Origin of the sequence: Protofrankia symbiont of Coriaria myrtifolia, from assembly GCF_900634755.1 — a bacterium.
In the GTDB taxonomy this organism is placed as follows: domain Bacteria; phylum Actinomycetota; class Actinomycetes; order Frankiales; family Frankiaceae; genus Protofrankia; species Protofrankia coriariae.
Genome location: NZ_CAAAFS010000088.1, coordinates 1 through 11,300 on the forward strand (window position 1 = coordinate 1; position 11,300 = coordinate 11,300).

Sequence of the window (11,300 nt, forward strand, 5' to 3'; positions counted from 1 at the left end):
AGCCCGAGCCGTTCGGTCAGCCGCCCGCGTGCCGTCGCCCGCAGCACCGCCGCGGCCAGGTCCCGGGCTTGCGCGGCGGCGTAGAGGCGGCCTCGCCCCTCAACGGTCTCGGCGGCGCGCACCACGACCGGGAGCGGTTCGGGCACCGGCGGGCCGAGCCGGCGACCCCGCCACAGGGCGAGGACGACCATGGCCAGGCCGAGCTGGAGGCAGGCCAGCGGCACCCGGTCGGGCAGCAGGTCGAGCAGGCTCCTGCGGGCCACCGCGTCCGGCGCGCCGAGCTGTGGGGTCACCCAGGACAGCGTCCGGTGCCGGTTGAGCAGCCCGATCGCGAGTGCCGCGTTGCCCTGCTCGTCCAGCCGGTCGTTGGTCATGAAACCGGCGTTGCCGACCAGGACGAACCGCCCGGGTCCAGATGGTGCCGGCGGTCGGCCCGGTGTCCGGGGCGCCGGCACGACGACCAGGGCCGAGGCCGACCCCACCGGATAGCACGTGGTGACCTCGGCCGCGTCCGGCCCGGCGGCCCGGAAACCGGACCTGCCACCGAGCGTGACGGCCCCCGCGGCGGTGGCCTCGGGCAGCTGGCATCGTGGCGCGGGCGTCCCGGACGGGACACGGCTGGCGACGGTGACCGGCAGGCCCAGGGCGTCGACGACGGCCGCGTCCGGCTCGAGGAGCACCACGTCGGCGCCTTGGCCGGCCAGGTGGGCGAGTCCGTCGAGCGCCTGCCCGGGTGCCCGCTGCGGGTGGGTCAGCACGATCGTGACATCGGCGGGATCCGACTCGTTCACCGCCTCGGCCAGGTCGTTCGTCGAGGTGACCGCAACGCCGTGCGCCTGCATGAGCTGTGCCAGGGCCATGGTCCCGTCCGGGTCGGCCGACCCAGGATCGAGTGGGCGTCCGTTCGAGCTGTCGGACATGACCGCGAGTGTTGTACAGATGGCGACAAGTAATATCAGGACGGCTGTGACGCGGATGTTGCGGCGGGCTCGCGGATCGAGCCTCCGGTGCCCGGTGCCCGGTGCCCGGTGCCTGCGGGGCAGCGGCCTGCGAGACCGTGACCTGTGAGGACGCGATCTGTGAGGACGCGATCTGCGGAGACACAGTGTGCAAGGGTCCGTCCGGCGGGACAGCGCCCCGCGCTGGCACAGCCCGTGACGGAGCGCCGGAAGGCGAAGTGCCGGAAGCATGGTTGCGCTGCCGCCGGCCGGCCAGGGGGCTCAAGCCGGCACCGTGAAGGTGGGAGCCGGCCTGGCGTCCGCTCCCGGCCGTGGCCGCAGCCCGGTGAGCGCTTCGTCCGCCCGGACGACGGTGCGGTAGGACGCCTCGGATGCGGTCCGCCCGCCGTACCAGATCTCACTGAACACGGTCACGGCCCCGGCCAGGACGGGGGCGGTGGCGGGCGCAACCCGGCCGACTTCGGCGACCAGTTCGCCGGCGGTCCGTCCCGGCCGGGGCTCGAGTACCCCTGACTCCTCCAGCATCCGTACGACGGCACGCAGCCGGGAACGCACCGCGTCGGCGAACGCGCCGGCGCGGGCCGCGGCGTCGGCCTCGGCCCGCAGCGCCGCCGCCGACAGCGGGCTGGCCAGATCGAGGTCGGCTGAGGCCGTCCGGGCCTGCCGCCGCAGTGGGCCGAGGCGCAGCCGCAACGCCACGGCGGCCGCGGCGACCACGATGACGACGGCCGCGATGCCGAGGCCGCCACCGGACGGCTCGGTGACGCCGGCCCACAGATCGGCGAGCCGCACGGTGAGCCAGTTCACCGCACGCTCGAACCAGCCTGGTCCGGCCCGGTGGTAGATCGCTCTGGACAGCTCGCGGCGGGCTTCTTCCGCCGCCGTGTCACGGGTCACCACCGGCCCGATCACAGCGGTTCAGCCATCGCCGTGCCATGGCCCGGACGCTCGTGCCCCCGTTACCGATGCCCGTGGCCCCGTCACTGAGGGCCCTGGCCGGTCGCGGCACGGCGCTCCTGCGCCGCCTGGGCGAGCGTCATGTCGAGCCCTTCCAGCCGGATCCGGCGGTCGACGTAGAGCAGCGTGGCCACGCTCGCCATGACCGAAACGATCACAGTGTAGAAGATGATGCTCATTATTGTGCTGAGCGCGAGATCCAACCCGGTGAGATCGCCGCTGGCCGGATCGGGCATGACGTTGGTAAAGGCGGTGAAGGCCAGCACGACGACGAAGGCGAGAACAGACAGCAGGACGGCGACGACTATCCCCGTCAGCAGCAGGACACCGAAGATGCGCCACCACGCGCCGCGTACCAGCGTCCACGAGCGTCGCATGGCCGTCCTGATCGTGCCGCCCTCGAGAACGAGCACGGGGATCGACAGGGCCAGCGCGACCGCTACGAAGATGCCGCCGAGGACGAACCCGGCGAACCCGATCAGGGCCAGCAGCGGCACCACGATCGACAGCCCGGTGAGACTGGCCAGCCGGGGCCGGACGCGCCGCAGCGCCTCTCCGATCCGGACGCTGCTACCCAGCGTCAACTCGCCGACCACCACGCTGAGCGTGCCCGCCAGCGCGCCGCCGGTGACGAAGATGATGATTGCGTTCGCGGCGGCGAGGAGGAACATGACGCCGGTGGGACCGCGCTGACCGATCTCGGCCAGAATGACGGCGATGATCTGCGTCGCGGTGGTGGCGCCGAAGGTCAGCCCGATCATTGCCGCGGGGCTGCTCCGCAGCGCGGCGAAGGCGCCGTCGAGTATTTCGCCGACGGCCAGCGGCCGTAGCGGGATAATGCCCGGTTTCTCAGCCCGCGGCAGCGGCCCCCACTGGCCCGGCCCCTCCGACCGCGGTTGCCCCCAGCCCGGTGGTGACTGATGCCAGCAGGGAGGCGGGGACGGCTGGTTCCAGTCGGACGGCGGTGGCTGGGGCTGCCCCCAGCCGGGTGGCGGTGGCTGCTGCCGGCCGTCCGCGGGATTCGGCCCGCCGGGTGGCTGGGGGTTGCCCCAGCCGGGTCCGCCGGTCATGTCGGTCTCCTCACGTTCTCGGGCCTCCGGCGGTCCGGGGGAGGCGGTCACGCCAGTGTCCCGGCGCGCTGTCCGGGGCCGGCGCACCCGCGCCACCGTGACCGGCTCGTCGTACAGGTGGATCCGCGCTGCCAACGATCGGCCCGGCCTGCCGCGTGCCCGTACTGCCGGTGGACCCGGTGAGTGCGATCGTGCCAGATCTGTCGATGTTGAGTGTCAGGCGGGCGGGAAAGCCGACTGTCGATGCCTGTATGTATTCATTCATTTTCTTTTCGTGTCGACAGGAAGGCTGTGCCCACAGATCATGCACGTCCTGGACGCCCTGGACAGGCGTTGTCCACAGGCGGGTACCGTCCATGACGGTTTTCCACAGGGCGCACCAGGTGCTGGTCAGGTCGAGGCCGGCAGGGTGACCATGCGACACATGCCCACCACATACCTGGCTGTCGCCTTCGAGGTTCTGCTGGACCTTCTTCTGCCGCGAAGCTGCGCCGGCTGCGGCCGTTCCGGTTCGGCGGTCTGCGCGGCGTGCGAGGCCGCGGTCGATCGGCCGGCATTCCTCGCCGCTCCGGGACAGACGGCCACCCCGAAGCGGCGAGGGCCACCGTGCTTCGCCGGGGCCGTCTACGACGGCCCGTGTCGCCGGATCCTGCTGGCCTTCAAGGAAAAAGGCCGGTTGGACGCCCCCGGCCCGCTCGTGTCGGCGCTCGCCCGCGCGGTGGTCGCGGCCAGGGCCATGTCAGCGCACGACGGCCCGGTCGTTCTCGTGCCGGTGCCGTCGACCCGGGCCGCGGTGCGCCGGCGCGGGTTCGACCACGTGCGTCGGCTCGGCGACGGCGCCGCCCGGGTGCTGTGCCGGGCCGGTGTGCCGGCGCGGGTGGTGCCGATGCTGAGCCCCGCCCGGCCGGTGGCGGACCAGGCGGGCCTGAGCGCCGCGGAACGCGCGGCCAATATCGACGGCGCGTTCATCCTGCGTCGTGCTCCGGGAGGCCGAAGGCCACGCGACCATGTTTCTTTCGCGGCGGGGTCTTTCCCGTCCGGTGTTTCCGCCGGCCGGGACGGCGGTGGGGCGCCCGGACCGTTGTTCGTCGTCATCGACGACGTCGTGACGACCGGGGCGACGCTCCGCGAAGCCACCCGGGTGCTGTGCGCGGGCGCGGTACCGGTATCGGTGGCGGCGGTCGCCGCCGCGACGTTGGCCCACCGGCGCCCTACTCGAGATGACCGGCCCCAAGCTGTCCGTTTGCCTGCGATCAGGGTACCGGAGGGATAAAACTGTCGTCACCCGTACCGGCACCGCGGGAACTGACAGGCGGAGCGAGGGTCCAGGTGTCCGGGGGCCCGAGCGGAAGGAACGAGGCAGCAGATAAGCCCTGGCACACGGCACGACACCGGAAGTGGGATATGGCCCGATCTGTCGGGACTACCCGATTGTCATGGCTTCCGGTCTACAGGAAGGTGAAACGAGTGGACATCGTGGTCAAGGGAAGGCACACCGCGGTTCCCGAAAGGTTCCGCGAGCAGGCCGAGGCCAAGATTGCGAAGCTTGAGAGGTTCGATCACAAAGCGTTCCGGGTGGATGCGGAGCTCTCCCGCGAGCACAACCCGCGCATGGCGGGCGTCCGTGAGCGTGTCGAGCTGACCGTGTTCTCGCGGGGTCCGGTCATCCGTGCGGAGGCCGCCGCGGCCGACCCCTACGCAGCGCTCGACCTGGCCGCGGCGAAGCTCGCCGAACGGCTACGGCGGGCTGCCGACAGGCGGATCCGTCACAACGGCGCGGGCCGTGTCTCGCTGGCGCAGTCGGCGCAGTCGGCGCAGGCCGCCACCGCCCGGCCGTCCGGGCTGCCGGACGCTGGCGCGCTCGATGCTTCGGCGGTCGCCGCCGGCGACGCGGACTATGGTGTCGCGGACCCGTCCCCCATGATTGTCCGTGAGAAGATCCACCGAGCCACTCCCATGACTCTCGACGACGCGTTGTCCAATATGGAGCTCGTGGGCCACGACTTCTACCTCTTCTGTGACGCGCACACGGGCCTGCCGAGTGTCGTCTACCGACGGTGCGGCTACGACTACGGTCTGATCCGGCTTGAGTCGGATGCGGGCGCGGACACGGGTCAGAATCCTCACGAGGATTCCGCGGTTCGCGCATAGGCCGCCGTGTCCGGGCCACCGGCAGGCGGATCCGAAGGACGGCTACGACCAACCTCGTGACGTGGTCGCAACGGTGTAAAGGCATGCAGGTCCAATTGACGTGGGACCATCTGCCGTGGACGTCTTCAGCCGCCTGCCAGGTGGCCCGTGCACCGGTATGGGTCACCTGACAGGGGTCCGCCGCGACGTGAGGGAGGTCATATGACGGGGGATGGGCGCCAGCCGGGGGAGGAGCCGTCGTCGCCGGATCCCATCCGGGTGCTCGTCGTTGACGATCATGCTCTGTTTCGGCGTGGCCTACAGATGGTTCTTGAGCAGGAGAAGGACATCGAGGTGGTCGGTGAGGCGCCGGACGGTTCCGAAGCCGTCACTATGGCGGTCGACACCGCGCCCGACATCGTCCTCATGGATGTCCGGATGCCACGTCGCGGCGGGATCGACGCGACCAGCGCGATCAAGCAGGCAGTGCCCAGTGCAAAGATCGTCATGTTGACCATCAGTGACGAAGAGGGCGACCTCTACGACGCGATCAAGGCAGGTGCCATGGGGTACCTGCTCAAGGAGATCTCGATCGACGAGGTCGCCACCGCCATCCGCGCCGTGCACGGTGGGCAGAGCCTGATCAGTCCCTCGATGGCCTCGAAGCTCCTCAGCGAGTTCGCACTAATGATCAAAAAGGCGGACAGTCGGCCGCAGTTGCCCACTCCCAGGCTCACCGACCGTGAGATGGAGGTTCTGCGGCTCGTCGCCAAGGGGCTCAACAACCGCGACATCGCCAAGCAGTTGTTCATCAGTGAGAACACGGTCAAGAACCACATCCGCAACATCCTGGAGAAGCTTCAGCTGCATTCCCGGATGGAAGCGGTGGTCTACGCGGTCAGGGAGAAGCTGCTGGAAATCACCTGAATCCGTCACCATCCGCACCCGCCGCCCGAGCCTGTCGGTGGCCGTCGCGGCGGTCGCCCGGCCGGGACACGCCGAGCTGGCGCATGCCGTGTTTCTCCTGGCGTACGTCATATTTCCCGGATTGGTTTCCCGCGGCCGGTCAGCGAGGCCGGTCGTCGTGATGATTCCTGGCCGGATGGTTCCTGACCGTCACGACGGAGGCTGGTCGTCCGGTAGCAGGGAACCGATCCAGCAGTCGATGCGGACGCCGCGCAGGACGAGGCCCCGGCGCAGGGTGCCCTCGATGGTGAACCCGTTCTTCTCCACCACCCGGCGGGAGGCCCAGTTGCCGACCCCGGCCGTCCATTCCAGCCGTTCGACCCCGAGAACCTGGAATGCCCAGCGGCCCACCACGCCGACCGCCTGGCTGACGACGCCCTGACCACGCGCGCCCGGCGCGCACCAGTAACCCACCGTGGCCAGGCCGTCGTCGGTCACCTCGGTCAGGCTCACGGAGGCCAGCACCGACCCCGACGTGGCGTCCAGCACGGCGAACGGGGCACCCCGGCCGTCGTCCCACTGCCGGGGCGCGAGCTCGGTGACGTAGGCCTCGGCGTCCCGCCGGGTGTAGGGCGCGGGAATCCTCGTCCAGTGCTGGATGTCCGGGTCCTGGCAGGCGTTGTGGACGTCGTCGATGTCGGAGGGGAGCCACGGTCGGAGGTGGATCCGGCCCGCTGTGATCTCCACGGGGTCGAACTTCGGCATCTGGTCAGGATCGCCCACGGACCCGCGGGAAGCGTCGGGGGGCCGGGCACTGACCGCGGTTCCCGTACGTTCTGATGGATGGATGGACCCCGGGACCGGGCCGGGTGCGGATCCGCCAGCAGTCACAAGGATCCACGGCCGGTCGCGGCAGTACGATTCCGCACCGCCCTCCTGACGGGGAGGGAGGATCGGCCCCATTCGGTGGGCGAGGTCGCCCGGTGAGGCATCCGACCTGTCGCAAGAGTGTCCGACCCGCCCTACGGGGAGGATCGATCAGCACCGGGGGTCTAGCCTAGTCTCGTTGTGTAGGTGACCCAGCTGACAAGCCGCCCGAGGAGTTTCACCCGTGGTACTCGAGAAGATCCTCCGTGCCGGCGAGGGCCGTATTCTGCGCAAGCTCAAGGCCATCACCGAGCAGGTGAACCTCCTCGAGGACGACTTCGTGGGGCTCACCGACGCCGAGCTGCGCGCGATGACCGACGAGTTCCGGCAGCGGATCGACGACGGGGAAACCCTCGACGAACTTCTCCCCGAAGCATTCGCGGCCGTGCGTGAAGCGGCCCGGCGGACCCTCGGCCAGCGGCACTTCGATGTCCAGATCATGGGCGGGGCGGCCCTGCACCTGGGCAACATCGCCGAGATGAAGACCGGTGAGGGCAAGACCCTCGTCTCCACGCTGCCGGCCTATCTGAACGCGTTGTCCCGTAAGGGCGTGCACATTGTCACCGTCAACGACTATCTGGCCCAGCGGGACGCGGAGAACATGGGCCGGGTGCACCGCTTTCTCGGGCTCACGGTCGGTGTGATCCACCCGCAGATGCCACCGGCGGTCCGCCGCCAGCAGTACGAGGCCGACATCACCTACGGCACCAACAACGAGTTCGGCTTCGACTACCTGCGGGACAACATGTCCTGGAGCGGTGAGGAACTCGTACAGCGCGGGCACAACTTCGCCATAGTCGACGAGGTCGACTCGATTCTGATCGACGAGGCCAGGACGCCACTGATCATCAGTGGGCCGGCGGACAATCCGACCCGCTGGTACACCGAGTTCGCCCGTATTGCCCCGGCTCTGGTCAGAGACGTCGACTACGAGGTGGAAGAGGGCAAGCGGACGGTGGCCATCACCGAGGGCGGGGTGGCCAAGGTGGAGGACCAGCTCGGTATCGACAACCTCTACGAATCGGTGAACACACCGCTGGTCGGCTATCTCAACAACGCTCTGAAGGCAAAAGAACTCTACCGTCGGGACAAGGACTACATCGTCACGGACGGCGAGGTTCTCATCGTCGACGAGTTCACCGGTCGGGTACTGCACGGCCGGCGTTACAGCGAGGGTATGCACCAGGCGATCGAGGCCAAGGAAAAGGTCGAGATCAAGCAGGAGAACCAGACCCTGGCCACGATCACGCTGCAGAACTACTTCCGGCTCTACGACAAACTGTCCGGGATGACCGGAACTGCGATGACGGAGGCGGCGGAGTTCCACCAGATCTACACCCTGGGCGTTGTGCCGATCCCCACGAACAAACCGATGATCCGGGCCGACCAGCCCGACGTCGTGTACAAGACCGAGGTCGCCAAGTTCAGTGCGGTCGTCGACGACATCGCCGAGCGCCACGACAGGGGCCAGCCGGTGCTTGTCGGCACGACCAGTGTGGCGAAGTCGGAATACCTGTCCAAGGAGCTGACCAAGCGTGGTGTGAAGCACGAGGTGCTCAACGCCAAGCAGCACGAGCGGGAAGCCTCGATCATCGCCGAGGCGGGGCGCCGGGGCGCGGTGACCGTCGCCACCAACATGGCCGGGCGCGGTACCGACATCATGCTCGGCGGCAACCCCGAGTTCCTCGCCCAGATAGAACTGCGTCAGCGCGGCCTGAGCCCGATCGACACCCCGGAGGACTACGAAGCGGCCTGGCCGGAGGCGCTGGAGAAGGCTCGCGCGTCGGTCAGCACCGAGCACGAGGAGGTCCTGGCATTCGGCGGGCTCTACGTCCTGGGCACCGAACGCCACGAGTCCCGTCGCATCGACAACCAGCTGCGCGGACGAGCCGGTCGCCAGGGCGACCGCGGGGAATCCCGGTTCTACCTGTCGCTGGGCGACGACCTCATGCGGTTGTTCAACGCCGCGGCCGTCGAGGGCATCATGGACCGGCTCAACATTCCCGAGGACGTGCCGATCGAATCGAAGATCGTCACCCGTGCCATCCGTTCCGCGCAGACCCAGGTCGAGGGTCAGAACTTCGAGATCCGCAAGAACGTCCTGAAATACGACGAGGTGATGAACAAGCAGCGCACCGTCATCTACGAGGAGCGCCGGAAGGTTCTCGAAGGGGCCGATCTGCACGAACAGGTCCGCCATTTCATCGACGACACGGTGGAAGCGTACGTTCGCGGCGCGACCGCGGAGGGATATCCCGAGGAGTGGGACCTCGACACCCTCTGGTCCGGTCTGGGTGAGCTGTACCAGGTCGGCGTGGAGGTTCCGGCACCGGACGATCGTGAGGGTCTGACCGCCGAAACCCTGATCGAGGAGCTGCAGGCCGACGCGCACGACGCCTACGACCGGCGTGAGGACGCCCTCGGCCCGGGCCCGGACGGCGACCCGCTCATACGGGAACTGGAACGCCGGGTCGTCCTCGCCGTCCTTGACCGGAAATGGCGTGAGCACCTGTACGAAATGGACTACCTGCAGGAGGGAATCGGCCTGCGGGCAATGGGGCAGCGCGACCCGTTGGTCGAGTACCAGCGGGAGGGCTACGACATGTTCCAGACCATGATGGAGGGCATCAAGGAGGAGTCGGTCAGGCTGCTGTTCAACGCCGAGGTGCAGGTTCCGGGCGCGGATTCCGGGGCCGCCGAGGCCGGCGCGGTGCCGGCCAGTCCGGCGATCACCCCGGTGGATGGCGCGGCGCAGGTGCCCGGCAGGCCCGGTCACCCCACGGCTGTCCGGCCGGCGGCCGCAGCCGGGCCTGTTCTTCCCGCCGAGGCCGGCGGCGCTGTGGCGCCGGCCGGTCCACCGGCGCGTTCCGCTGCCGAGTCGGCATCCGCGCCACCACCGGTGTTCGTCAAGGGCCTGGAGCCGCGTCGTCCCACTGATGATCTTCGCTATACGGCGCCGTCAGTGGACGGCGGATCCGAGCCGGTGACGACCCGGGTCTCCGGGGGTGTGGTCGGGGCATCCGGTGGGCAGCAGCCGGCAGCCGCCGGTAGCGGCCGCCCGGCTCGCAACGCCCCCTGCCCGTGTGGTTCCGGGCGCAAGTACAAGCGTTGCCACGGGGACCCCGCCCATCGCAGCACCGCCTGACATCCCCGGGCCGCGTCCACCGGGCCCCTGGGCAGAACGTCAGCTGAGCAGGTCACGGCGCGGTCGGCCGCGGTAGCGTGTTCACCGAGCGTCCCTGGCGGGGCGCCGTGAGCTCGCCCGCCGGGGGATACACGGACACCCCCCGGCAGAGCCCCTGGCAGCCTTCGGCGGGACGTGATCCGGCCAACGTCGTGCTGGTCCGCGCGGCACGGGGCCCGTGCCGGTGCGCACGGGCGCTACACAACCGGAGCGGTACTTGCCCGGGGCGTGCCTGCTGGACCGTGCCGAAGGGCGTCGGTCTGTAGCACGGTGACCCGCCAGCGGCTGCCGGCGGTCTCCATCCGCAGGGCGAGAGCGGACACCCGATCGCCCCTGGCGATCACGGCGGCAACCTCGGCGATCCCTTCCCGCGGTTCGCATACCCGCAGGCAGCGAAGGGTGTGGCGCCGGTGCCGGACGTTGGCGGCGACCAGCCGTTCAAGATCTGCCTGCACCCGTGGGGACGTCCAGGCGACAAGGTGCGCGGCGGGCCGGATCCCGGTCACGGCCTCGACGATGGCCCGCACGACGACGGTGGCCGCGGCCCGGGCCGAGGGGAGTTCCTGGGCGCCTGGGGCATCGGCATGCCCGGGACCCGGGAGGGGCCGCAGCGGCCGTACCAGCGTGTTTCTGGCCGGATACGGTCGCTGGTCGCCGCGGTCGGCATGATCGGCACGGGGCGGCGCGAGGACGACCGGGGCTGCCGCCGTGCTGCCGGCGGGTGGGTGTGCCCCCCAGGTGCCGGCCCGCGGATCGTCGTCGTACGGCGGATCGGTGGGGGCGAGCGGTATCTGGTAGAAGCGTCGCGCGCGGGTGGACCCTGTGTGCGCAGGGTCTGCCGCGGTGGTCGCAGTGGTCACGGCGTCTTCTCCAGATGGGAGTGATGGGCGGGGTCAGGGCCGGGGAGGGGGCGGCTGTAGGTGCTGCCCTGGAAAGATCTTGTCGGGGTTGGAGCCGATCACGTGCTTGTTCGCGGCCCACCACCGTGGCCATTCCCGCGCGATCTGCTCGGTGGTCGCGCCCGCCCCGAGATGGCGGGCCGCGATCGTCCAGAGCGTGTCGCCGCGCAGCACGACGACCACGGCGCTGTCCTGGACCTGGGTGGCTGGCGATGGTGGCGGGGACGCGGGTGTGGGCTGGCCGGGCGTCCCGACTCCCCGCGGTGCC

The 11,300-nt window shown here is 69.9% G+C and carries 10 protein-coding genes; 4 read left to right on the plus strand and 6 right to left on the minus strand.

Annotated features, from left to right (window positions below; translation table 11 throughout):
• The 3 genes from CM1CMNOD_RS05030 to CM1CMNOD_RS05040 form a co-directional block, all read right to left on the minus strand.
• Positions 1 to 860: DUF4350 domain-containing protein (locus CM1CMNOD_RS05030; protein ID WP_207387464.1), on the minus strand; the 860-nt coding region annotated here is incomplete at its 3' end.
• Between the two features lie 360 nt (positions 861 to 1,220).
• Positions 1,221 to 1,856, minus strand: a complete 636-nt coding sequence (locus tag CM1CMNOD_RS05035; RefSeq protein ID WP_347403387.1) for a DUF4129 domain-containing protein — start codon at positions 1,854 to 1,856, stop codon at positions 1,221 to 1,223.
• A gap of 83 nt (positions 1,857 to 1,939) precedes the next feature.
• Positions 1,940 to 2,986, minus strand: coding sequence for a glycerophosphoryl diester phosphodiesterase membrane domain-containing protein (locus tag CM1CMNOD_RS05040; protein ID WP_013872581.1), 1,047 nt, complete (start codon positions 2,984 to 2,986; stop codon positions 1,940 to 1,942).
• Positions 2,987 to 3,410: 424 nt separating this feature from the next.
• Here CM1CMNOD_RS05040 and CM1CMNOD_RS05045 point away from each other — a divergent pair, with 424 nt between their 5' ends.
• From CM1CMNOD_RS05045 to CM1CMNOD_RS05055, 3 genes are all read left to right on the plus strand, one after another.
• Positions 3,411 to 4,259: a ComF family protein gene (locus CM1CMNOD_RS05045; RefSeq protein ID WP_043603038.1), complete on the plus strand. Its 849-nt coding sequence runs from the start codon at positions 3,411 to 3,413 to the stop codon at positions 4,257 to 4,259.
• Positions 4,260 to 4,453: 194 nt separating this feature from the next.
• A complete protein-coding gene (hpf, locus tag CM1CMNOD_RS05050; protein ID WP_043604988.1) occupies positions 4,454 to 5,137 on the plus strand; it encodes a ribosome hibernation-promoting factor, HPF/YfiA family in 684 nt (227 codons plus the stop codon).
• A 201-nt stretch (positions 5,138 to 5,338) separates the two neighbouring features.
• Positions 5,339 to 6,043, plus strand: a complete 705-nt coding sequence (locus tag CM1CMNOD_RS05055; protein ID WP_013872584.1) for a response regulator — start codon at positions 5,339 to 5,341, stop codon at positions 6,041 to 6,043.
• Positions 6,044 to 6,232: 189 nt separating this feature from the next.
• Here the strand turns inward: CM1CMNOD_RS05055 and CM1CMNOD_RS05060 are convergent, their stop codons facing one another.
• Positions 6,233 to 6,787: a GNAT family N-acetyltransferase gene (locus CM1CMNOD_RS05060; protein WP_013872585.1), complete on the minus strand. Its 555-nt coding sequence runs from the start codon at positions 6,785 to 6,787 to the stop codon at positions 6,233 to 6,235.
• Positions 6,788 to 7,133: 346 nt separating this feature from the next.
• Here CM1CMNOD_RS05060 and secA point away from each other — a divergent pair, with 346 nt between their 5' ends.
• Entirely contained in the window at positions 7,134 to 10,094 is a 2,961-nt protein-coding gene (gene secA / locus CM1CMNOD_RS05065) for a preprotein translocase subunit SecA (protein WP_013872586.1), read from the plus strand.
• Between the two features lie 236 nt (positions 10,095 to 10,330).
• On the opposite strand, the gene CM1CMNOD_RS05070 is transcribed toward secA, so the two are convergent.
• Together CM1CMNOD_RS05070 and CM1CMNOD_RS05075 are read right to left on the minus strand one after the other, a co-directional pair.
• Positions 10,331 to 10,993, minus strand: a complete 663-nt coding sequence (locus tag CM1CMNOD_RS05070; RefSeq protein ID WP_013872587.1) for an Rv3235 family protein — start codon at positions 10,991 to 10,993, stop codon at positions 10,331 to 10,333.
• A 33-nt stretch (positions 10,994 to 11,026) separates the two neighbouring features.
• Positions 11,027 to 11,300, minus strand: a 274-nt coding sequence (locus CM1CMNOD_RS05075) for a LysM peptidoglycan-binding domain-containing protein (protein WP_131773862.1), incomplete at its 5' end; no start/stop codon positions are given.